Genomic DNA, 23,395 nt, shown 5'->3' with positions numbered 1-23,395 from the left:
CTAGTCTAGGCACCCGCACAGGGCAAGCTCAAAGGCGGCGTGTCGAAAAAGTTTCACGTTCAGATTGAGGGTTAGGGGGTTTCTGTGTCTCGATGACATCTGCTGAGACGCTGGTGACTCTATGCGAGCAGAGCCACGATGTGCACGATGCCGACCACGACCGCGACAGCCGCAGTCGAGTAGCCGATGCACAGAGAGGTGAGCAGCGCGCGCGATGCCCCGCTGGCCACCTGCACATGCTGCGTGAGAGCGCCTTCCGATGTGGCTGCATCAGCCGACGCCACCCGCGCATCGTGGATCTTCTCGGCACGACGCAGCGCGAGATGCGAGACGACCAGCCCCGGAACCGCGGACAGCATCGCCGCCCACACGAACGTGCCGGTCAATCCGGCCGGAGTCAGCATCCCCGAGAACAGCCCCACGACGGTGACGAGCACGAGCGCAGCCGCGATCCAGGTGAGCACGGCGCCGGTTGCCGTGAGTGTGGTCGAGTTCGGCTGCTCACCGGAGGGCAGGGCCGAGGCGGGACTGAGCCGGGCATCCGCAGTGCGACGCAGCGAGCCGAGGCCGCCCTCGAGGCGCACGCGCGAGTTCTTGTAGCTGTAGCCGAAGTAGAATGCGAGCCCCACCAGCAGCCACACCACGAAGCGCAGCCAGGTCTCGACCGCGAGGTTCGTCATCAGCCAGATGCACAGCACGCCTGAGATGATCGGCAGGGCGGGTGACCAGGGCACGCGGAATCCTCGTGGCACCTCGGGGTAGCGCCTGCGCAGCACGGGCACGGCGAAGCTGACCAGCACGAAGGCGCTCAGGGTGCCGATGTTGATCATCTCGCTCAGCTCGTTCACGTCGCCGAGGCTGGCGATCACCGCGACGACGATTCCACAGACGATCTGCAGACGGGCAGGAGTGCCGCGCTTCGAGGTGTGCGAGATCGCACGAGGCAGCAGACCGTCGCGGCTCATCGCGAAGACGATGCGCGCCAGGCCGAGCAGCAGCACCATGATCACCGTGGTGAGCCCGACCAGAATGCCGATCGTGATGAAGGTGCCGACCCAGTTCGCGCCCACGATCTGAAACGCGGTCGCGAGACTCGGCTCGGGCTGCTCGGCCATCTCGCGAAAGCTGACCATGCCGGTGACGACGATGGTGACCGCGATGTAGAGCAGCGAGACCAGGGCGAGGCCCCCGAAGATACCGCGCGGCAGATTGCGCTGCGGGTCTTTGGTCTCTTCGGCCGTGGTCGCGACGATGTCGAACCCGATGAACGCGAAGAAGACCAGGGCGGCGGCGCCGAGCAGCCCGTAGGCCCCGTAGCGGGTGGGCTCGGCCCCGATCATGAAGCTGAAGAGCGTCTGGTGCATGACCCCTGCGGCCCCATCGCCACCAGCCGTGGGCTCGCTCGGCGGCAGGAACGGCACGAAGTTGCCGGCTTTGACGTAGAAGGCGCCCGCAAGCACGATGAAGATCGTGATGCCGACTTTGATGACGGTGAAGACGTTGTTCACGCGTGTGGTGAGCTTCGTGCCGAGCACGAGCAGCGTGGTGAAGATCGCGACGATGAGCACGGGCGGCCACGAGGCGGTGAGTGAGCCGATCTGCACGTCGGTGGGAATGTTCCAGCCGACGAACTCGAACACGTTGCGCACGTAGATGCCCCAGTACTTCGATATGACCGAGGCGGCCATGAGCATCTCGAGGATCAGGTCCCAGCCGATGATCCAGGCGATCAGCTCGCCCATGGTGAGGTACGAGAAGGTGTAGGCCGACCCCGAGACGGGCACGGCCGAGGCGAACTCGGCGTAGTTCATCACGGCCAGCCCGCAGATCGCGGCAGCGATCACGAACGAGATGATGACCGCAGGGCCCGCGTAATTGGCCGCCGCCTGCGCACCGACCGAGAAGATGCCCGCACCGACCGCGACCGCGACGCCCATGACCGCGATGTCCCAGGCGGTGAGCTCGCGTTTGAGCTGGCGTTCGGGATCTGCGAGATCATCGTTCACCTGTGTGATCGTCTTGCGCGCGAAAAGACTCATCGTCGAGTCACGTCCTCTCTGTGTGCCGGCACCGGGCTGGTGCCTGGTGCCGCTGCGCTGCTGGTCGGAGGGCAGATGCGTGCCGATGCCGCGAATAGTCTAGTCATGCTGTGGTTTTCGTGTGCAGATTGCAGCAGTTCAGGCGGCGCTGGGGCAGGCGGCTCTGAGTCTGGCAGCTCTGCAGCGCTGGGTCTGGCAGCTCTGCAGAGCTGGGTCTGGTAGCTCTGCAGCGCTGGGTCTGGTATGCGTTTTTTGTGGTTCTGTGCGTCGTTTGCCACATTAAATGCTGATCGTGTCGGGGTGCCTTCGGGGGCTCAGTCTGAGAGACCGAGGCTCGCGCGCCGAACCTGCTGCGCACAGCGCGCCAGCACCCGACTACTGTTAAGGCGATGAGACCCAAGAAGACCAGCGCTGCCGGAGAGAGCATCACGGTCTACACCGACGCCTCATTCGACCCGAACGAGAAGCGCGGAGTGTACGGCTGGGTTCGCCCCTGCCCCGACGGCCAGCAGCCCGATCACTGGGTGGGCATGCGCAAGGCTCCGTCGGTGAACCAGCTCGAAGTGCTCGCCGCGATCGCCGCCGTGATGGCGCACGCCGATGCGCACGACATCACCCTCTATACCGACAGCCACGCTGTGATCGTCGCGTTCGAGAAGGCCACCCGTTCTGAGGCGGTCAAGGGAGTGCCGTCTGCGCGCGTCGAAGCCCTGCACGAGGTGCTGCAGCACGTCAGCGTCGACGTGCGCAAAGTGGCCGCGCACACCACCGACTATTGGAACAACGTCGTCGACCGCGTCGTGCGCGCCGTGATGCGCCGGCTCGAGGTCGACGCCGATCAGGTGCACCTGCCCAAGCAGGATGTCGTACAGGCCGCGCTCGACGAAGCCCGCCGCACATCGAACGAGACCGCGCGCAAAGCCGAACGGGATGCCGCCGAACAGGCGGCGAAATCGGCCGCCGCCGAGGCCCAGCAGCATGAGCTCGAGAAGGCTGACCGTCTTGCGGGTCTGACGAGTTCGATGTCAGAGCCAGGGCGCACGTCTGAGCAGGCGTCGACGCTCGACCTGTCGCCGCACGGTGTTCGTGACGCGTCTCTCGCCGCCCTGCCTGCCGAGTTGCTCGCCGAGACCGCCGCCGAGCTCGAAGTGCCGGACTATCTCGCTCCCACCTCGGCCGGTGCGCTCAGCCCGCTGTTCGGCGCAGGTGCCGAAGTCGCGGCCGAACTCGCCGCTGCCGGTCTGGGCCCTGAAAGCGCCGGTGGCGCTGATGGCCACGCAGATGCGGCGGATGCAGCAGTCGAGCCCGAAGAGACCTGGGCAGATCCGTTCGCGGTTCCGGTTCGGGCCGAACACCCGGTCAGTGTGCGGTCTGCGCGCGCACAATCTGCCGGGCCACAGTCGACGCCCGCACCGGCCGCTTCGCAGCGAGCACCGATCTCTGCGGTGCCCGCGCCCGCTGCCTCGATCTTCGATCTGCTGGCTGACGCAGAGGTGACCGCCGACGCAGAGCTGACCTTCACACCTGTCGAGACCTCACTGCAGAACGCTGAAGAACCCGACGTCGCACTCTTCGACATCGCAGGTGCTGATGCGCCGTCGTTCGACCCAGACGAGTTCAGCCCAGACGAGTTCGAGGCAGAGCCTTCCACAGCCACGGATTTCAGCATCTTCTCATCCGAGACCTCGGCCGAGCAGACCGTGACCTACTCGAGTTCGGCTCCGGCGGGTCGAGAGAATGACCTGCTTCAGCATCCTGCGTCACCTCGATCGAACGAGCTCGGCCACCCGGCCGGGGCCGACGTCTTCAGCATGCCGAGGTCGAGCGACCCGTTCGTGCTGCTCGATCAGCTGCAGCTCGAGAATCAGCAGCTGAGGCACGAGCACGCGGTGCTGCGCGAGGCACTCGAGATCATGCTGCGCGATCGGCGCGGCTGAGACTCGTGACAAAAACGCTGCACGGCCAGACGAACAACTCGTTCAGCCGTGCAGCGCGGGGTCGAGGTCTGCGTTCAGTGCCCCGAACCGCCGAGAATCTCGTCTTCGATCTCTGCCAAGGGGCGCTTGGCCGTCTCGCGCCATGACAGCACCACGATGAGCGAAGCCACGCACAGCGCGATGAAGTAGAGGTTGAAGACCCATCCGAGCCCGAGCGACGTCAGCCAGGTGTTCAGGTACGGCGTCGTGCCGCCGAACACGGCGACCGACAACGACATCGAGATGCCGAGCACCTTCGTCCGGTATCGAGTCGGCACCTGCTCTGAGAGCACGCACGCGAAGATGGCCGTCGCACACGCGTTCAGGGTGAGTGCCACTGCCTGCGCGACCAGCAGCGTCCACGATTGCGTCGAGATGAGCCCCATCAGTGGCAGCGCCAGCACCGCGAACCCCGCCGCCCAGATGACGAGCATCGGTTTGCGTCCGATGCGGTCAGAGAGCATGCCGGCGAACGGCAGCGCGACGATGCCGATGATCTGGGCGATCAGACTCGCGGTGAATGCCGCCTGCGCGTCCATGCCGCGCTGGCTGATGGCCACCGTCGACGCGAATGAGTTCCACGTGTAGTAGACGACCGAGGTGCCACCGACGAAGATGAACATCTTCAGCCCGATCATGAACAGCGCACGCGGCGAGAGAGGCCTCCCGGCCCCGGTTTCGCTCGACTGCTCGGCCGGCTCCTCGTCGGGCAGCGACTCGACCATGCCGCGACGCATGAACAGCACTACCACGGCGAGCAGCGCGCCAGCGATGAACGGCACACGCCATCCCCATTCATGCATCTGCTCGCTGGTGGTGAAGCTGGTCAGCAGGCTGCCGAACAACGTCGCCAGCAGGGTGCCGGCGCCGATGCTCACGTAGACCGAGCTCGACCACAGACCGCGTCGCTTCGGCGGTGCGATCTCGGCCACATAGGCATACGAGGCAGTCGACTCTCCGCCATGCGCGAACCCTTGCGCGAGGCGTGCGATCAGCAGCACGAACGAGGCCCAGCCACCGACCGCTTCATACGAGGGCGCGATACCGATCAGCAGGCTGCCGCCCGCAGTCGTCAGCATCGTGGTCACGAGCACCACCTTGCGACCGTACCGGTCTGCGAGCGCACCGAACACCATGCCGCCCACCGGGCGCGCGATGAAGCCGACGGCGAAGACCAATAGGGTGCCGAGCAGTGCTGAAACGCTGTCTGACTGGTCGAACAGTGCTCCGGCGATGTACGTCGAGAAGATCGCGTAGACCGTCCAGTCGAACCATTCGAGCGCGTTGCCGACTGCGCTGGCCGCGAGTGAGCGGCGCAGGTGGCGATGCTCGGTGGCGCCTGCGGTGGATGCGGTGGCTGCGGATGTCTCTGAAGTCACGCTCATCACGGGCCTCAGATCGTCTCGCTGGGGCGCCGCTGCGCTGGCGCCTCGATGGCTTCGAGCACAACGGCAAATGTCGAATCGACCGCATCGAAGTACGCGAACGCTCCGTCGCCGTCGGCGCCGTAGCCGCTGCCGGTCTGCGCTGGGGCGGTGCCCAGTTCGGCGAAGGCGTCGACGACCTCGGCGGCTGAGTCGACGAAGAAGCCTACGTGGTGCAGGCCGTATCCGCGGCTCTCGACCCAGTCATGGTAGATGCTGGGGCCGTCCATCGGCTGAATCAGCTCGATCTGCGGCGAGCTGCCACTCAATGCGAGGCGCATCGAATAGGTGCCCGGCTGACCATGGTAGGTCAGCTCCGGCACTGTGTCGGGAGAATATGTGTAGATCTTCCACTCGTCGTAGCCGAGCTGTCTCCATGCCTCGATGGCCTGGGCCAGGTCAGGGACCAGAAAGGCCACTTGGTCGACGGGGTGCCCGCGCAGAACCTCTGGAAGCGTGAGCGATGTGGTGTCTGGGAGAGATGCCATGTGTTCCTCATTGAATCGAACATGTTGTGAACGCACCATGGTGCGAGTGGTCACACACTAAGAGATTGGATCCAACGATTGCAACTTAAGTCGTGAATCGTATTGATATGTCCGCATCCTGGCATTTTTGGATACATCTCAGATCTCGAGCAAGCCTATCGCGCATCGTCTCGCAGACCTGTGCGGGCCGAGGAGCCCAACGCGCCGGTCTCATGCCCGCTCACCTCAGAAAGGTCACTCGGCAGCGTCGCTCTTGCCCGCACACTCAACCGTCGAACAGGTGCACGGCGTGCTGAAGCGCAAGCCTCGTGCGACGTATGTGCATCTCCAGGACAGCCGCGGCGGCCACCGAGTCGCCCCGCATGAGGGCGTCGACGAGCAGCCCATGTTCGCTCGCGATCAGCGCCCGACCTCGGTCATCCTGCATCTCAGTGAACCGACGGCGATAGTACTGCGTCACGTCCCAGAGCTGACCGACCTCGTGTTTGATGTATCCGTCGGGGGCCGCCTGATAGGTCAGCGAATGAAAGTGTCGATCCAACGCGATGAACTCGCGCACGTCGCGACATTCGTCGACCGCTCGGCGAGCGGCATCGATCTCTTGCAGCTCGTCACGACCAAGCCCGGGCAGGCTCTGCTCGAGCAGCAGCGGCTCAAGCCGTTCTCGCACACGGTAGAGATCAACGCATTCGTCATGCGTCAGCGAAGAGACCCACGCACCGGTGTTCGCGACCAAGCGCACCAGGCCCTGCCCCGCCAGCACGCGCAGCGCTTCGCGAATCGGCACACGGCTCGCCCCCAGCCGATCGGCGAGCTCTTCTTGCCGCAGGCGTTCGCCGGGCAGCAGTTCACCGTCGAGAATCAACGCCCGCAGCTGCTCGACGACGCGCCCTGTCGAAGTCTCTTTCGTCTCCCCCATACCCGGTTCCTCCCGACCCTCGGCCCTGCGACGAGTCGATGTACCGACCTCGCACCTGACGCATGACCGGGCGGCTGCCGACTCGTCACCTCAGGATTCTGCGGCTTCGTGCCCTCATGCCGACAGATCGTCGATTTCACACACAAACCACAACGAGTGTACCAAGACGCGCCTGTCGTACCCGCAATCACCCAGCCATCATTGGATACATTGAGGGGCCATTCTCTCGCCTGATCGAATATGAATCCCTCACGGCACTTGCATTGGATCCAATCACCGGCATAAAGTAATCCGCAGTCGACGAGCGACAGACGGCTGATCACCTGTTCACAGCCGGTGCGCCTCGCACACACCACGCATGCACTGTCAAAGGAGAAAGTGACGATGCCCAAGACTGTCAACCTCAGACCCGCCGTTCCGTGGGTCGAGCTGCGCGCGACCGCGAAAGACTGGGACGAAGCCGACCCGCAGCTGCTGCGCGACATGCTCGCACAGATGCATCTGATTCGCGCGTTCGAAGAGAGCGTGCTCGACCTGGCCGGTCAGGGCCTCGTGCACGGCCCCGCGCACTCGAGCATCGGTCAGGAAGGCGGCGCCGTCGGCTCGATCATCGGTCTGCGCACCTCAGACGGCATCAACGGGTCGCACCGCGGCCATCACCAGTTCCTCGCCAAAGCGCTGCGCCACGTGCATCGCGGCGCGTACGACCTCGGGGCAGTCGTCGACGGTGCGACGCAAGACGTGCTGCAGCGCACACTCGCCGAGATCCTCGGCCTGGCCCAGGGCTACTGCAAGGGCCGCGGCGGCTCGATGCACCTGCAGTGGCACGAGGCCGGCGCGCTCGGCACCAACGCCATCGTCGGCGGCGGAGTGCCGCTCGGGGCGGGCAACGCCTGGGCACAGCGCCACGCGGGCACCGACGACGTGACCTTCACGTACTTCGGCGACGGAGCCACGAACATCGGCTCAGTTCTCGAGTCGATGAACCTCACGGCCGCCTGGGACATCCCCCTCGCCTTCTTCATCGAGAACAACGGCTACGCGGTGTCGACCAACGTCGACGAGGCCACCGGCGAGGCGCGGCTCAGCGGACGCGGCCCCGGCTTCGGCATTCCCTCATGGCGTGTCGACGGCATGGATCCACTCGCCGTGCACCTCGCCACCGAAGCCGCGCTCGACCACATGCGTGCAGGCAAGGGGCCGGTCGTCATCGAGGCGCTCGTCTACCGGTTCTTCCACCAGAACGGCCCCTACCCCGGCAGCGCGTTCGGCTACCGCACCAAGGCAGAAGAGGCCGAGTGGCGCGAGCGCGACCCGCTCGAGAAGGTCGCTGTCGAGGCGATCAAGCGCGGCGTCTTCAGCCGTGAGCAGGTCGACCAGGTGCGTGCGCAGGCGCAGGACGCAATGCGTGCGGCCGTCTCAGCCCTCACTGAGGCCGACCCCGAGTCGCAGACCGGCGCACTGCGGATTCGCCCTGAGCTCTGGCCCGAACCAGGCTTCGTCGACGTGGGCGTGCGCGGAGACCTCAGCGAGATCGCCGACGCACGCACTCTCGATCCGGTGGTGCTCGGCGTTGCCGGCCCGGGCATCCGCACACCGGCAGATGCTGACGCCGAAACCGCCAGCCGGGCCGAAGCGACGCAGCCTGCGACCAAGACGGTGAAGTTCGTCGACGCGGTGGCCAAGGTCATGGAGCGGCGCATGGAGACCGACGAGCGCATCATCGTGCTCGGCGAAGACGTGCACCGGCTCAACGGCGGCACCAACGGCGCCACCAAGGGGCTCACCAAGCGCTTCGAGGGCCGTGTGCTCGGCACGCCGATCTCTGAGAACGCGTTCGCCGGTCTCGCCGGCGGCGTCGCTCTCGACGGGCGCTTTCGACCGGTCGTCGAGTTCATGTACCCCGATTTCCTGTGGGTCGCGGCTGATCAGGTGTTCAACCAGATCGGCAAGGCACGACATATGTTCGGCGGGCGCAGCGCGGTTCCGCTCGTGCTGCGCACCAAGATCGCGATGGGGTCGGGCTACGGGTCGCAGCATCTGATGGATCCCGCAGGCATCTTCGCCACCGCGCCCGGCTGGCGCGTGGTCGCCGCATCGACACCCGCCGACTACGTGGGGCTGATGAACGCCGCCCTGGCGATCGACGACCCGGTCGTGGTGATCGAGCACGTCGATCTGTACGCGCAAAGGGGCGAGGTGTTCGTCGACGACTGGGACTACCAGCTGCCCTTCGGCAAGGCCGCCGTGCGCCGCGAGGGCGGCGAGGTCACGGTGCTGTCGTACCTGTCGATGGTGCAGCACTGCCTCGACGCGGTTGACGAGACCGGCGTCGACGGCGAGGTCATCGACCTGCGCTGGCTCGACCGTGCGAGCATCGACTGGTCGACCATCGAGGCCAGCGTGAAGAAGACCGGCGCCGTGCTGATCGTCGAGCAGGGTGCTCAGGGCACCTCGTACGGCGGCTGGCTGGCCGACGAGATTCAGCGCCGTCTGTTCGACTGGCTCGATCAGCCGGTGCAGCGCGTCACCGGCAGCGAGGCGAGCCCGAGCATCTCGAAGGTGTTGGAGCGCGCGGCGATCGCCGGGCCCGAAGAGGTCGTCGTCGGCCTCGAGCAGGTGCGCGCGCAGTTCGGAGGTCGATGATGCCGAAGACCATCAACATGCCCGAGGTGCTCGCAGGAGCCGCCGAGGCATCGATCAACGAATGGTTCACGCAGGTCGGCGAAACCATCGAGGTCGGGCAGCCGCTCGCCGAGATCGAGACGGAGAAGGCCGTCGTCGAGTACGAGGCCGAGGAGGCCGGCACAGTCGCTCGGCTGCTGGTCGAGCCTGGTGAGACGGTGACCGTGGGCACGCCCATGCTGCTGCTCGCGCTTGATGGTGAGGCCGTCGACGAGGTCGCGGGTGCTGGCACAGATGCAGATGCAGATGCAGATGCAGGCAGAGGAGCACCGCAGGCACCAGCAGCGCAGGCACCAGCGCCGCAGGCCGGTGGCAGCCACGAAGATTGCGCACTTTCGACCAAATCTCCGCAGAACTGGGCGGTCTCCGAGGGAATTGTGACGGAACCGAGGGATTTGCGGCACGGGTCAGGCTCAGACGAGCGCCGCTTCGCGAGCCCCCTTGCCCGCAGACTCGCCCGCGAGCGCGGCATCGACTTGAGCCTCGTCGAACCGACGGGCCCCGGTGGGCGCATCGTTCGTCGCGACATCGACCGGGCGCATGCGACGAGTTCTTCGGGCTCGGCCCCCACGTCGAGCTCAGACGTCGAGCCATCACCCGCCAACGCGTTCAGCGCAGATGCCACGTCACCGGTCCAGGCATCGGGCACGGGATCGAACGCCGCCGAGACGCCCGCGAGTGATGCTGCCGGCGCGATCCGGCATCCCCAAGCCGTGCCTGCACCACCGGTAGTCACACACCCGGTGCAGCGCACATCCCCGTCAGTCGACGAGGTGGCAGACGGCGCCACGGCCATTCCGCTCACCGGGATGCGCCGCGCCATCGCACGCCGCCTCACTGAGAGCAAGACGCAGGTGCCCCACTTCTACATCGATGTGGAATGCCGGGTCGACCGTCTGCTCGCGCTGCGCGCCGAACTCAATGAGACGATCGCAGGTGACGACCGGGCGCGACGCGTGTCGGTCAACGACTTGATCGTCAAGGCGGCGGCGCTTGCCCTGCGCGACGTTCCCGAGGCACACGTGCTGTGGGACGGCGACCGGCTGCTCACGTTCGATCAGGTGGATGTCGCGGTCGCGGTCGCGGTCGACGGCGGTCTGGTGACCCCGGTCGTTCGCGGCGTCGACCAGCTGAGCGTCGGGGCCGTGCACCAGCAGGTGCGCGACTTCGCCGAGCAAGCGCAAGCCGGCCGAACCGCACCGGCTGACCTGGTCGGCGGCACGCTGGCGGTGTCGAACCTCGGTATGTACGGCACCAAGCGGTTCAGTGCGATTCTGAACCCCCCGCAGTCGGCGATCATCGCGGTCGGCGCCGCCTACCGCAAGCCCCTGATCGTCGACGATCAGATCGAGATCGGCACCGTCATCGAGTGCACGTTCTCAATAGACCACCGCGCCATCGACGGCGCGGTTGCAGCCCAGCTGAGCGCCGCCTTCCAGCGGCGGATCGAATCCCCCCTATCGATTCTGGGCTGAAAGGTCGATGGCACCGAGCTGCTGATTCCCCTCCGGCTCGGTGCCGTCGGTCGACCCTGCTGTGCATGGTTTTGCCCAAATGTGCACGGTTCCGCCGAGATCACCTCGATCTGAGCAGAACCATGTACATCTGAGCGGAACCATGTACGTGGGCAGAACCGTGCACATCTGAGCGGAACTGCACCCCGCACTTCAGACAGTCGGCCTCAGCGGCCGAACTGTGCAAACCAGGCAGAACCGTAAACGCACCGTGCCGCCGTGCCGCCGCGCTGCCACCCTGCTGCCCCCCCCCGGACCGCCATGCTGTCGTGCTTCCGCTCCCCCCGCCCCACACACTCAGTCGTTCTGCGGGAACCCCAGGTTGATCCCGCCATGGCTCGGGTCGAGCCACCGCGACGTCACGGCCTTGGTCTGCGTGTAGAAGCGCACGCCCTCGGCGCCATGCGCCTTGGTGTCGCCGAAGAGCGACTGCTTCCAGCCGCCGAACGAGAACGTCGCCACCGGCACCGGAATCGGCACGTTGATGCCGATCATGCCGACGTGCACCTCGCGCTGAAAACGCCGAGCCGCACCGCCGTCATTGGTGAACACCGCCGTGCCGTTGCCGAAGGCACCCGAGTTGATCAGCTCGATGCCCTCGTCGAACGACGCCACGCGCACGATCGCGAGCACCGGGCCGAAGATCTCTTCGGTGTAGGCGCGCGAAGAGGTCGGCACCTTGTCGAGCAGGGTCGGCCCGAGCCAGAACCCGTTCGCATCGCCGTCGGGATTCACATCTCGACCATCGACCTCGACGACTGCGCCGTCGCCTGCTGCGATGTCGATGTACGAAGCCACCTTGTCGCGGTGCGCCCTGGTCACCAGTGGCCCCATGTCGCAGCCGCGTCGGCCGTCGCCGATGCGCAGCCTCGCGATGCGCTCTTTGATGCGACTCACCACGTCGTCGCCGACCGGATCGACGGCCACCAGCACCGAGATCGCCATGCACCGCTCGCCGGCCGAGCCGAACCCGGCGTTGATGGCGGCATCCGCGACCAGGTCGAGGTCGGCGTCGGGCAGCACCAGCATGTGGTTCTTGGCCCCGCCCAGCGCCTGCACGCGCTTGCCGTGCGCCGTGCCGGTCTCATAGACGTACTTCGCGATCGGGGTCGACCCCACGAACGAGATCGCCTGCACATCAGGGTGCGTGAGCAGCCCGTCGACCGACACCTTGTCGCCGTGCAGCACGTTGAACACGCCGTCGGGCAGGCCGGCCTCCTTCCACAGCTCGGCCATCCAGATCGACGCCGAGGGGTCTTTCTCGCTCGGCTTCACCACGACCGTGTTGCCGGCCGCGATCGCGATCGGAAAGAACCACGACGGCACCATCGCGGGAAAGTTGAACGGGCTGATGATGCCCACCACGCCGAGCGGCTCGCGAATCGAGTACACGTCGATGCCGGTCGACACCTGGTCAGAGAACTCGCCCTTCAGGTGATGCGCGAGGCCGGTGGCGAACTCCACGACCTCCTGCCCGCGGCTGATCTCGCCGAGGGCGTCGTCGATCACCTTGCCGTGCTCGCTCGTGATGATCTCGGCGAGCTCGCCCTTGCGCGCGTCCAGCAGCTCTCGAAAGCGAAAGAGCACGGCCTGACGACGTGCGAGCGACATCTGGCTCCATGCCGGAAAGGCGCGGGCGGCCGAAGCCACCGCAGCGTCGATCTCGGTCTGCGTGGCGAGCGGCACCTGCTTCGTGGCGACTCCCAGCGCGGGGTCGTAGACGGGAGACGTGCGCGCGCCCGGCTGCTCGACCGCGCGGCCGTCGTACCAGTGCGGCACGGTGGGCAGGTCGGTGTGGGTCTCGGTCTGTGCATTCATCGGTGGATGCCTTTCTCATTCAATCGTCGGGGTTCGGCTCGCGAGGACGAACCGTGTGAGGTCGCGTCACGAGAGTGTGATGGTCATTCGGTCGTCATGCGGTGGCCGCGCTGGTCATGCGGATGCTCCGTCGAGACTGCCCACGCGGCGCGGCAGACCGGCGCTGCGGTACGTCTCGTCGATCAGGCGCATCACCTCGCGCGAGCGGGCGAGTTCGTCGTCGTCACGTCGTGCTGCGACGAGCTCTGAGCGCACCGCGTCGAGCTGGTAGGTGTAGGTATGCCTCGTGCCCGCGTGCACGATCTGCTCACCGCTCTCGTCGGTGATGATCAGCCGGTCGTCGACCTCTGGCATCAGGTATCGGGGCACGCGCGCGGTGCCGAGCTCGCCGTGCACGGTGATGCCGAAGTCGAATCCGTCTCCGTGCTCGCCGCCCCCTGCATCGAGCACGTCGTCGGCCATGCTGGCCTCGATGTGCACGGGCAGATCGCCGAACGAGAGCTCTGCCGTCACTCGCTGATCGACTCTGGCGTCGAGTCTCCAGACATCGGCACTCGCCCGTCGAACCTGTCCATGCGCGATTCCGTCACTGTCGAGGCCGCGCCCGAGCGCCTCGGCCACACGCTGCGAGGCGTGCAGCGCGTAGCATCCGACGTCCATGAGCGCGCCGCCGGCGAGGTCGAAGCTCCACCGGGGGTCGTCTTCGGCCGGCTCGGGCATATGCATGTGCACGTCGACGCCCGTCACCCGACCGAGACGACCGGCAGAGACCTGGGCCAGCAGTTCGGCGAACAGCGGGTGAAACCGGTAGTGCCAGGCCTCCCAGAGCCACCCCGGCGAGTCTCTGAGCACCTCGGCCACCTGATCGAACTCTTCGAGGTTCGCGGCGAAGGGCTTCTCGAGCAGCACGCTCTTGCCGGCCCGCAGCGCACGTACCGCCCATCGGGCATGCAGCCCGTTCGGCAGGCCGATGTAGACGAGGTCGACGTCAGGCCGTGCGAGCAGCTCATCGTAGGTCGCAGCCGCAGACTGCCAGCCGTGCTGCGCAGCATAGGCCCGCGCACGCTCCGGGTCACGGGCGGCGACGGCGACCAATGCGTCCCCCGTCTCGTGCGCCGGGTCGCTCACGGCGGTCACCGTGATGCGAGCTGCACCGATCGACCCGATGTGCAGGGGCTTCGTGGTCATGATCGATCCAGGCTGCGCAGAAACTCGATGCTCTCGGCGACGTCGGCGACCGCTGCGTGCACGGCTGCGACATCGGGCAGCACGGTGTCCTGCTCCATCGTGTACCAGCCCTGATACCCTTGGTCTTCGAGTGTCTGCACGATGTCGCCGATGCGCGCGTCGCCCTGCCCGAGCGGCCGGTACATGCCCTGCACGACCGCCTGGTAGTAGGTCAGCTCGCCATCGCGCACACGCTGCGCCATCGCGTTGTCGACGTCTTTGAGGTGCGTGTGGCGAATGCGGTCGCCGTGCTCGCGCGCCAGCTGCAGCGGGTCGGTGCCGCCGATGAACAGGTGCCCGGTGTCGAGGGTGAGGCCGATGGTCGAACGCCCGAGGACACGCTCGACGTCGTCGCTGCTCTCGATGAGCGTGCCGACGTGCGGATGCAACGTCGCCGTGATGCCGCGCGACTCGGCGGCCGCACGGGCGCGGTCGAGGTTCGCGAAGAAGACGTCCCACTGGCCGTCGTCGAGCTGCACGCGCTCGTCGTAGCCGTCTTCGCCGCTCACCGCGCTGTAGATCACGGTGGTGGCACCGGCGGCGACGTATGCGTCGAGCTCTGCCTCGATCTCTGGCAGCGGGTCGTGGTCGGTCTTGTGCAGCACCAGCGGGAAGAACCCGCCGACGGCCTTGAGCCCGTAGTCGCGCAGCACCTGCGCCCGTTCGGCAGGGGCCTGCGGCAGAAAGCCCTCGGGGCCGAACTCGGTCGCGGCGACGCCCAGACGACGCATGTCGCCGAGTACCTGGTCGGGGTCGAGCTGGTACCCCCAATCGGGCACCTCGCACACGCCCCAAGAGATCGGTGCCGCAGCGATGCGGTCGGTGATGGTGGTGGTCATTCGTAGCCTCCTGTTTTCGGGGGATGTTCTGGTGACGTCTGCTGATGCCGTGCCGGCGGCCTACTGCGGATGCTCCTCGGCGACCGCCTGCCAGCCGCCGGTCTCGCGCGATCGCAGCACCGCTTCGGTGAGGCGAGCGGCCACGAGGCCGTCGTGACTGCCGGGGCCTGCGATGGGGTGATCTGGGGTGTCGCGAATCGCGTTCACCCAGTGCTGCAGCTCGATGCGGTAGGCCTCGGCGAAGCGCGGTCGCCAGTCGGCGGCGAGATCATGTCGCACTCCCCCGCCTCGGCGCTGCACTGCGGTGACCGGGGTCGTGAGCTCGAGCGTGCCGAGCTCGCCGACCGCTTCGCAGCGCACCTCATAGCCGTAGACGGCGTTGGCCGTCACTTCGACGGTCACGAGCGCACCGTTGCGCAGCCGCAGCAGGGTCACCTGCGGATCGGCGTAGTGCACACGAGTCGACTCGCGCGCCGCGAGCCAGAGCACCTCGGCCACGGGCGAGTCGAGCAGCCAGGGCATCACATCGAGCTCGTGCACCAGCGAGTTCACGATGGTCGCGGTGGCATCCCATCCGGCGGGCATCGAGACGTTGCGATGCACGGCGTGCGCCAGCAGTGCCCCACCGATCTCGCCGTCTGCGATGCGTCGGCGCAGATCGGTGTACGACGGGTCGAACCGTCGCATGAACCCCACCTGCACGAGCGACCTGCCGCTGGCCTGCTCTGCGGCGACGATGGTCTCGCATTCGGCGACCGTGGGAGCCAACGGCTTCTCACAGAGCACCGGCAGACCGGCGTCGACGGCTGCGAGCGTGAGCTCGGCGTGGGTGCGGTCGGCGGATGCGATGATCACGCCGTCAAGCGTCTCGCCGGCGATCAGGTCGAGCGCGTCGCCGCTCGCAACGGCTTCGATGGGCTCGGCCACCGCACGGGCGCGGTCGACGTCGATGTCGGCGACCGCGGCGATGCGGGCTCCCGACACCGATTCGGTGATCGTCTTCACATGGTCGGCACCCATGACTCCCGTGCCGATCACGCCGATGCGCAGCTGCTGATTGCTCATTCATAACCTCCAATGACGTTTTGATCCCAGTCGATGACCGAACCGGTCACGACCCCGCTGCGCTCGCTCAGCAGAAACACGATCGCGTCTGCGATCTCGTCGGGCTGGCCGAGACGCCCCATCGGCTGCGCGGCGGCGGCATTCTTCTGCCAGCCGTCTTCACCGCCGTGGAAGGCGCGCTGAATGGCGTCTTCTCCGGGTGTCTGCGCCCAGCCGATGTTCAGCCCGTTGATGCGGATGCGGTCGAAGCGATGCGCGAACGCAGCGTTCTTCGTCGCTGCTGCGAGACCGCCCTTCGAAGCCACGTACGGCGCGAGATAGGGTTGCCCGGCATGACTCGAGATCGAGATCACGTTCACGATCGTACCCGGCTCTCCGCGGCGACGCAGGTCGTCGATGGTGCGGGCCATCGCGAAGAACGGCGACGCGAGGTTGAGCTGCAGATGCTGCTGCAGCAGGTCGTGGCTGGTGTCGGTGATCGTGCCGCGAGTGGTGAGACCGGCGGCATTCACCAGGCTGTCGATGCGCCCCCAGCGCTCGACGGTCTCGGCGACGGCACGCTCTGCTTCACCGGGCTGCAGCAGATCGGCCACGATCATCAGCGCCTCGGCGCCATGCCGCTCGATCGCGTCGAGCACCGGTTGCGCCTTGGCCTCGTGACGGCCGACGATGGCCACTCCGCGAGCGCCCTCACGGGCTGCGGCGATGGCGGTCTCTCCGCCGATGCCCTGAGTGCCACCGGTGACGAGCACGATTCGGTCTTGCAGCAGATTCTTCATACGTGTGCCTCTCTGATGAGTGCGCCGTTCTGGGCAGAGACCGCGTCGACCTCTCTGAGCGGCACCACGCGCCCCTCTTCGCAGCTGCGCTGCGCGGCCACTGCGAGCGCAAGCGCCTGCCGGCCGTCGTCGAAGTCGGGCGAGAAGGGCACCCCCTCTCGCACGGCCGCGGCGAAGCTCTGCAGCTCGGCCCGGTAGGCTGCCTGGTACCTGGTCAGAAAGAACTCCTCCCACACCGCGCCTTGGTCGGTGGCCGACGCGGTGTCGAGCCTCACCCGCGAGACGCGATGATTCTCAACCCGCAGTGTGCCGTCTGATCCGAAGACCTCGATGCGCTGGTCGTACCCTGATGCGCTGCGCCGCGAGTTGACGATCAGCACCTGGACGCCGCTGGCTGCCGTCAGCGTGGTCATCGCACTGTCGAGGTCGCCGGCCGCACGGGCCCCGGGGTCGAACAGCGCACCGCCCGAGGCGCTGACCGAGACGATCTCGCCGACCAGGTTTCTGGCCATGTCGAAGTCGTGAATCGTCATGTCGCGAAAGATGCCTCCCGACACCTGCAGATACGCCTGCGGCGGCGGGGCCGGGTCGCGGCTGGTGATCACGACCTGTTCGATCGGGCCGATCTCGCCGACTGCGGCACCGCCCATGCGGCGCCGCAGCTCGACGAAATCGGGGTCGAAGCGCCGATTGAACCCGACCATCACACGAGCCGCATCGGGGCCCAGGCGGCGCGCGGCGGCATCCACCGACGCCAGATCGAGATGCAACGGCTTCTCGCAGAGCACGCGGCGACCGGTCGCCACCACGCGCTCGACGAACTCGAGGTGCGTGGGCGTCGGCGTGCCGACCACGACCGCATCGACGCCGTCGTCGGCCAGCACCTCGTCAAGGGTGCTCGCGGCGCGGGTGCCGTTCTCTGCGGCGACCCGCTCGGCGGCGGCGGGCACAGCATCCTGCACACACCGCAGCTCGATGTCGGGCAGTGCCGCCGCAGTCGCGGCATGCACCTGACCGATGCGGCCGGCCCCGAGCACGGCCAGGCCGAGCGGCCGTCCCGGCTCGATGGGCCGGGCCTCACTCATGGCGACCTCGCTCGACGCGCCTGGCCTCGGCCGCCTGCGTCTCGTCGATGACCGTCGTCGGGCGCGTCACCGTGAGGTGCGGCACGTCGACCGTCGAGTCTTCGTCGATGTCGTCGCGAATCGTGCGCAGCACACCGGTGTCGGTGTCGGTCTGCGCCAGCTCGTGCACCAGCTCTTCGAGCTCGGCACCGCCGGCCATCATGCTGGTCAGCTCGTCGAGGGTGACCTCGTTCTTGCGGTAGTAGCCGATGCTGCGACCGCGTTTGAGCAGCAGGAATCGATCGCCGACCGGGTAGGCGTGGTGCGGATTGTGCGTGATGAAGATCACGCCGAGTCCGCGCTCGCGCGCCTGGATGATGTAGCGAAGCACCACGCCTGACTGTTTGACGCCCAGAGCGGCAGTCGGTTCGTCGAGAATCAGCACCTTCGCACCGAAGTGCACGGCCCTGGCGATCGCGACGCACTGCCGCTCGCCGCCTGAGAGCGTGCCGATCGGCTGGTCGACGTCGCGCAGGTCGATGCCCATGTCGAGCAGTTCCTGCTTCGTCGTGCGCTTCATGTAGTCGACGTCGAGACGCCGGAACGGCCCCCACCCCTTCGTCACCTCAGACCCCAGGAAGAAGTTGCGCCACACCGGCATGAGCGGGGCGACGGCCAGATCTTGGTAGACCGTGGCGATGCCGAGGTCGAGCGCCTGACGTGGTGACGCCAGATGCACAGGCTCGCCCTCGACCGAGAAGACGCCGTCGTCGTGACGGTGCAGGCCGGCGATGATCTTGATCAGCGTCGACTTGCCCGCACCGTTGTCTCCCAGCACACAGGTGACCTCACCGGCGCCGACTTCGAGGTCGATGCCCTGCAGGGCGAGGATGTTGCCATAGCGCTTGCCGACGCCTTCGAGCTTGACGAGCGGTGTGTTCCCGCCCGGCTGGGCGTGCGCACCCTGGACGGATGCCGTGGTCGCCGCCGCCGGGGCTGTCGTGGTTGCTGTCGTGTTCATTTCTTTCCTCCGCCTTTCGCAGCCCGACGCTGCAGCATGAGATTCAGCACGGTGGCGCCGAGCAGCATGGCGCCGAGGAAGAACTTCAGCCAGTCAGGGTTCCATTCGGCATAGACGACGCCCTTGAGCGCCATGCCGTAGATCAGGGCGCCGATGGCACCGCCGATCGCGCTGCCGGCACCACCGGTCATCAGGCAGCCGCCGACGACGGCCGCGATGATGTAGAGAAACTCGTTGCCGATGCCCTCGCCCGACTGCACGGTCTTGAATGCGAAGAGCTGGTGCATGCCCAGCAGCCAGGCGCAGAAGCCGACACCCATGTAGAGGCCGATCTTCGTGCGCACGACCGGCACGCCGACTGCTCGTGACGACTCGGGCGCGCCGCCGCTCGAGAAGATCCAGTTGCCGCTCTTGGTGCGCTTCAGCAGCCAGGTCGCGACGAGCACGAGCAGAATCCAGTAGAAGACGGTGATCTTCACGTTCACTCCGAACACCGGGATGTCTGAGGCGAAGACCGCCTCGGCCGAGGCGAACCCGGGCAGACCCTGCACGCTCGGCGTCGCCACGCCGCCTGTGATGAGTCGGGTCACGCCCAGGTTCAGACCGGTCAGCATGAAGAACGTCGCCAACGTGATGATGAAGCTCGCGAGCTTCGTCTTGGTCAGCAGCCAGCCGTTGAGTGCGCCGATGCCCAGAGAGAAGATCAGACCGACGACGACACCGAGCCAGACGTTCGTGCCGAACCAGTAGGTGAACAGCGATGCGCTCAGCGCGCTGCTGATCACACCGACGCCCGCCGACAGATCGACCTCTCCGCCGATCATCAGCAACGACACACCGACGGCCATGATGCCGACGGTCGATGCGCCGTAGAGCACCGTCGCGATGGATGACGCCTGAGTGAACGTCGGTGCCACTGAGGCGAACAGAATGAACAGTACGACTGCTGCGGCACCTGCGCCGAACTCCGGCTTCGAGAAGATGCGCACGAAGACATTCGCCTTGGCCAGACGCTCGTCTGCTTTCGGTTTCGGCGTGGTCTGAGGAGACCTCGCCGAAGTCGTTGTCGTGGTCATGATTCAGCTCCTTTCAAGGGCTGTCACGCTCAGCGGGTGCCTTTGGCTGCGTAATCGGCAACCTTGTCGGCCTGCTCGGGAGTGATGATGCTGGGGCCGGTGAAGACGGGCTTGCCGCCACCGTAGGAGTTGCCGTTGGTGTTGTAGAGCCAGAGGTTGTCGACACCGCCATAGCCCTGCAGGTAGGGCTGCTGATCGACCAGGAACTGAATGCGACCGTCTTGCAGCGCCTTGATGGCGTCGGCGTTCATGTCAAAGGTGGCGATTTTGGTCTTGCTGTTCGCGCCCTGCACCGAGTCGATGGCGGTCATCGCAATCGGAGCGCCCAGCGTCACCAAATAGTCGATGTCTTGGTTGGTCTGCAGTTTCGAGGTGATCGTCGACGAGACGCTCGCCATATCAGCGATGTTCGTGTAAAGCAGTTCGAACTGTCCCGAGAACTTGCTCTTCACCCCGGCGCAGCGGTCTTCGAGCTGGGTCTGGCCCTGCGAGTGAATCACACAGACGATCTTCTTGGCGCCAACCTCGTTGAGCTTCTCGCCCACAGCCTCGCCGGCGAGGGTCTCGTTCTGGCCGAAACTCGCAATCGCGCCGAGACCGGGCGAACGGTCTTCGTTGCCGTTGATGGTGACGACCGGAATGCCGGCTGCCACGGCGCTCTTGATCGCATCGCCGACGGCATCAGGCTTCGAGAGCGTGACCACGATGCCATCAACCTTCTGGTCGACCGCCTGCAGAATGAGCTGCGCCTGCTTGCCACCATCAGGGTCTGACGAATAGAGCAGCTCAGTGTTGTCCTTGGCGGCTGCGGCTTCGGCACCCTTGCGCAGAATGTCGAACCAGGTGTCGCCCGGATCGGCATGAGTGATCAGTGCCACTTTGAGCCGAGGAGTGTCAGAGGAGGCGCTGTTTGCGCCGGCAGGCCCAGAACAGGCGGCCAGTGAGACGCCGGCTACGAGTGCGATCAGCAGAGCAAAGACTCTGCGCAGACCGCCATGGCGCTTTCGTGGTGTTGTCGAAGGCTTTTCTGAACGGCCCGGCTTCATTGTCGTGGTGTTCATGGTTTCCTCACTTCGTTGTGATTCGTTTCTGTGTGTTCAGTCAGTTGCTGCCACGGCCGAGGGGCCGTGAACGGTCAGGAGCGGATCTGTGCGGCGGGGCGACGCGCGATGCACGATGCATCCGACGCGTCGAACGAGCGGGGTCATCGGCTGGCTTCCTCCAGTTCTGCGGCGTTCACCGCGAACTCCGGGCGACCGCCGGCGAGCACGGCGGCGACGGCCTGTGCCGCCATGCGGAAGGTCGCCTCGCTGGCCGCGGCCGAGAGGCCGGTGACGTGCGGGCTGACCAGCACGTTGCCGCGGTCGAAGATGGCGTGATGTGCAGCCGGCTCGCTGGCGAACACGTCGAGACCGACTCCGCCGAGCACACCGGCTTCGAGCGCTTCGTCGAGCAGGTCGATGTCGACCAGCCCGGCGCGTGAGCAGTTGATCAGCACCTGGCCTGGCTTCGCGCTCCACAGCAGGTCGCGATCGAGCAGGGGCCGGTCGGTCTCGGGCACGTGGAGTGTGAGCACGTCGCTCTCTGCGACCAGCTCGGCGAGCGTTCGGTTGGGCAGGTCGTCGGCCTCGATGTACGGGTCGTGCACGCTCACCGCGAAGCCGAGCGCCTGACCGAGCTTCGCCACGATGCGGCCGATGCGCCCGTAGCCGACCACCCCGAGACGGCTGCCGAGCAGATCACCGGGAGTCGGAATGGGCGCGCTGCCCCACTGCCCTGTGGCCACCAGGCGGTGCTCCTGCGGTACCCGCTTGACGAGTGCTGCAGCGAGCGTGATCGCTCCCTCGGCGACCGCCCGGGCGTTGCTGCCCGGCGTGATCGCGACCGGGATGCCGCGCTCGGTGGCCGCCGCGACATCCACCCGATCGACGCCCACGCCGGTGCGCGCGATGACCTTGAGCGAGGGCATCGCATCCAGCGCCGCGCGGTCGACGACAGAGGCGGCACGCACGATGGCGCCCTGCGCCACGGCCAGGTCGTCGGCACCCGGATCGGTCACCAGACGCACGTCGTCGCCCAGCCACTCGCCCACCAGCGCCGGATCGACTGGGCCAAGGCCCACGACGACCGGCTGCCCGCCGCCCAGATCAGCCATGGTGCACCTGCTCTGCAGCATGCGCACGAACCGCGACGGTGGTGCTGCCGGCCTCGTCGGGAACCTGCTGCCAGCGGCCGTCGGCGGCGCTGCGCTCGGCAGCGGTGACGACTGCGTTGGCCGCGACCGCATCGTGGATGTTCGAGTTGGCCTGGCCGGTTCCGGTCACCGCTTCGAGAAACTTGCGCGCCTCGATCACCTTCAGGTCGTCGTAGCCCATGGCCGTTCCCGCGCCGGGCTGAAAGTGGCCGAAGTCGCCGTAGCCGTCACCGGCGTAGACGGTGGTGTAGCCGAACTCGGCGCTGCCGCGCCCCAAGGCCACCTCGAGCTCGTTCATGCGCTGGAAGTCCCAGCGCACCGACCCTTCGGTGCCATAGATCTCGAAGCCGTAGCTGGCACGGGGCCCCACTGCCACGCGCGAGGCCTCCAGAGTGCCCACCGCGTCGGCCCCGACCGCTGCCCCAGAGAGGCGCACCAGCATGCCCGCGTAGTCTTCGTTCTCGACCGGCTTGCGCACACCGTTCTCGATCACGGCGAAGTGTGTGGCGGCGCCCATCGGCAGCTCGGGACGATCGGTGTAGACCGTCTTGGTGACCGCGCTCACCTCGGCGATCGGGCCGACGGTGTAGTGAATGAGATCGATGAGATGCCCCATGAGGTCGCCGAGCACGCCAGAGCCTGCCAGGTCGCGGATGAACCGCCATGAGAGCGCGCCGTTGGGGTCGGCCGAGTAGTCGGCAAACATGCGGCCGCGCACGTTGGTGATGCGCCCGAGGGTGCCGTTGGCCACCAAATCGCGAATGTGCTCGACGACCGGCGCCTGTCGATAGTTGAATCCGATCGACGTCACCACGCCGGCCGCGTCTGCGGCTTCAGCCACGCTGCGCGTCTCGTCGACGCCGCGGCCGACCGGCTTCTCGATCCAGAACGGCTTGCCGGCCTTGGCCGCGGCGATGCCCATCTCGGCGTGCAGAAAGTTCGGCGCGCAGATCGAGACGACGTCGACCTCGGGGTCGTTGAGCACGTCGTGGTAGTCGGTGGTGAACTTCTCGTAGCCCAGCACGTCGTGCGCATAGGCGGCGCGGTCTGCGGCGGTGTCTGCAGCGTGCACGAGCCGCGGCGCGATGCCCAGCTCTGGGTAGACCAGCGGCAGGTTGCGGTAGGCGCGGCTGTGCAGCTTGCCCATCCAGCCCACTGAGATCAGGCCGACGCCGATCTGGCGTGGGGCCCTCTGCGGTGCGGAGTTGTCGGTCATGTGTGATCCTCGTCTTCGAGTAGTCGTCTTGGTGAGAAGTGCGGAGCGCTG

General features: G+C 66.7%; 18 protein-coding genes. 3 read left to right on the top strand and 15 right to left on the bottom strand.

The genetic code is table 11. The features are described from left to right. Positions 1-119 precede the first annotated feature (119 nt). Complete coding sequence (locus LRX77_RS05990) at positions 120-2,039, bottom strand: amino acid permease (RefSeq protein ID WP_231831984.1); 1,920 nt, start codon at positions 2,037-2,039, stop codon at positions 120-122. A 389-nt stretch (positions 2,040-2,428) separates the two neighbouring features. Here LRX77_RS05990 and LRX77_RS05985 point away from each other — a divergent pair, with 389 nt between their 5' ends. Further along, positions 2,429-3,976 (top strand): RNase H family protein, encoded by a 1,548-nt coding sequence (locus tag LRX77_RS05985; RefSeq protein WP_231831983.1) that lies wholly within the window; start codon positions 2,429-2,431, stop codon positions 3,974-3,976. Between the two features lie 74 nt (positions 3,977-4,050). On the opposite strand, the gene LRX77_RS05980 is transcribed toward LRX77_RS05985, so the two are convergent. From LRX77_RS05980 to LRX77_RS05970, 3 genes are all read right to left on the bottom strand, one after another. Next, positions 4,051-5,400, bottom strand: coding sequence for an MFS transporter (locus LRX77_RS05980; RefSeq protein ID WP_442961610.1), 1,350 nt, complete (start codon positions 5,398-5,400; stop codon positions 4,051-4,053). Between the two features lie 8 nt (positions 5,401-5,408). Then, a complete protein-coding gene (locus tag LRX77_RS05975) occupies positions 5,409-5,927 on the bottom strand; it encodes a VOC family protein (RefSeq protein WP_231831981.1) in 519 nt (172 codons plus the stop codon). A 265-nt stretch (positions 5,928-6,192) separates the two neighbouring features. After that, on the bottom strand, positions 6,193-6,846 hold the full coding sequence (locus LRX77_RS05970; RefSeq protein ID WP_231831980.1) for a GntR family transcriptional regulator: 654 nt from the start codon (positions 6,844-6,846) through the stop codon (positions 6,193-6,195). A 384-nt stretch (positions 6,847-7,230) separates the two neighbouring features. Between LRX77_RS05970 and LRX77_RS05965 the strand changes: the two genes are divergently transcribed. Beyond that, the gene (locus tag LRX77_RS05965) at positions 7,231-9,492 is read left to right on the top strand and encodes an alpha-ketoacid dehydrogenase subunit alpha/beta (protein WP_231831979.1); all 2,262 of its coding nucleotides are present in this window, start codon (positions 7,231-7,233) and stop codon (positions 9,490-9,492) included. Beyond that, positions 9,489-11,006, top strand: a complete 1,518-nt coding sequence (locus LRX77_RS05960) for a dihydrolipoamide acetyltransferase family protein (RefSeq protein WP_231831978.1) — start codon at positions 9,489-9,491, stop codon at positions 11,004-11,006. The genes LRX77_RS05965 and LRX77_RS05960 overlap by 4 nt, the downstream gene beginning before the upstream one ends. A 336-nt stretch (positions 11,007-11,342) precedes the next feature. Here LRX77_RS05960 and LRX77_RS05955 read toward each other — a convergent pair whose 3' ends face one another. The 11 genes from LRX77_RS05955 to LRX77_RS05905 all read right to left on the bottom strand — a co-directional run bounded on the left by LRX77_RS05955 (position 11,343) and on the right by LRX77_RS05905 (position 23,344). After that, entirely contained in the window at positions 11,343-12,863 is a 1,521-nt protein-coding gene (locus LRX77_RS05955; RefSeq protein ID WP_231831977.1) for a CoA-acylating methylmalonate-semialdehyde dehydrogenase, read from the bottom strand. A 114-nt stretch (positions 12,864-12,977) separates the two neighbouring features. Continuing rightward, the gene (locus LRX77_RS05950) at positions 12,978-14,051 is read right to left on the bottom strand and encodes a Gfo/Idh/MocA family protein (protein WP_231831976.1); all 1,074 of its coding nucleotides are present in this window, start codon (positions 14,049-14,051) and stop codon (positions 12,978-12,980) included. Beyond that, complete coding sequence (locus LRX77_RS05945; RefSeq protein WP_231831975.1) at positions 14,048-14,929, bottom strand: sugar phosphate isomerase/epimerase family protein; 882 nt, start codon at positions 14,927-14,929, stop codon at positions 14,048-14,050. Before LRX77_RS05945 ends, LRX77_RS05950 begins: the two co-directional genes overlap by 4 nt. A 60-nt stretch (positions 14,930-14,989) precedes the next feature. Next, positions 14,990-15,994, bottom strand: coding sequence for a Gfo/Idh/MocA family oxidoreductase (locus LRX77_RS05940; protein WP_231831974.1), 1,005 nt, complete (start codon positions 15,992-15,994; stop codon positions 14,990-14,992). Then, positions 15,991-16,773: an SDR family oxidoreductase gene (locus LRX77_RS05935; RefSeq protein ID WP_231831973.1), complete on the bottom strand. Its 783-nt coding sequence runs from the start codon at positions 16,771-16,773 to the stop codon at positions 15,991-15,993. Before LRX77_RS05935 ends, LRX77_RS05940 begins: the two co-directional genes overlap by 4 nt. Next, positions 16,770-17,858, bottom strand: coding sequence for a Gfo/Idh/MocA family protein (locus LRX77_RS05930; protein WP_231831972.1), 1,089 nt, complete (start codon positions 17,856-17,858; stop codon positions 16,770-16,772). The genes LRX77_RS05935 and LRX77_RS05930 overlap by 4 nt, the downstream gene beginning before the upstream one ends. Further along, positions 17,851-18,858 carry an ATP-binding cassette domain-containing protein gene (locus LRX77_RS05925; RefSeq protein WP_231831971.1) on the bottom strand — a complete coding sequence of 336 codons (1,008 nt, stop codon included), beginning with the start codon at positions 18,856-18,858 and terminating at the stop codon, positions 17,851-17,853. Before LRX77_RS05925 ends, LRX77_RS05930 begins: the two co-directional genes overlap by 8 nt. Further along, positions 18,855-19,934, bottom strand: coding sequence for an ABC transporter permease (locus tag LRX77_RS05920; RefSeq protein ID WP_231831970.1), 1,080 nt, complete (start codon positions 19,932-19,934; stop codon positions 18,855-18,857). Before LRX77_RS05920 ends, LRX77_RS05925 begins: the two co-directional genes overlap by 4 nt. A gap of 29 nt (positions 19,935-19,963) precedes the next feature. Next, complete coding sequence (locus LRX77_RS05915) at positions 19,964-20,995, bottom strand: substrate-binding domain-containing protein (RefSeq protein ID WP_231831969.1); 1,032 nt, start codon at positions 20,993-20,995, stop codon at positions 19,964-19,966. Positions 20,996-21,138: 143 nt separating this feature from the next. Next, positions 21,139-22,089, bottom strand: coding sequence for an NAD(P)-dependent oxidoreductase (locus tag LRX77_RS05910; RefSeq protein ID WP_231831968.1), 951 nt, complete (start codon positions 22,087-22,089; stop codon positions 21,139-21,141). Continuing rightward, a complete protein-coding gene (locus LRX77_RS05905; protein ID WP_231831967.1) occupies positions 22,082-23,344 on the bottom strand; it encodes a Gfo/Idh/MocA family protein in 1,263 nt (420 codons plus the stop codon). The genes LRX77_RS05910 and LRX77_RS05905 overlap by 8 nt, the downstream gene beginning before the upstream one ends. Positions 23,345-23,395 lie beyond the last annotated feature (51 nt).

This window comes from Pseudoclavibacter sp. 13-3 (assembly GCF_021168475.1).
In the GTDB taxonomy this organism is placed as follows: domain Bacteria; phylum Actinomycetota; class Actinomycetes; order Actinomycetales; family Microbacteriaceae; genus Pseudoclavibacter_A.
The sequence above is the reverse complement of the archived record's forward strand: the minus strand, read 5'-3'. Positions and strand labels throughout refer to the sequence as shown.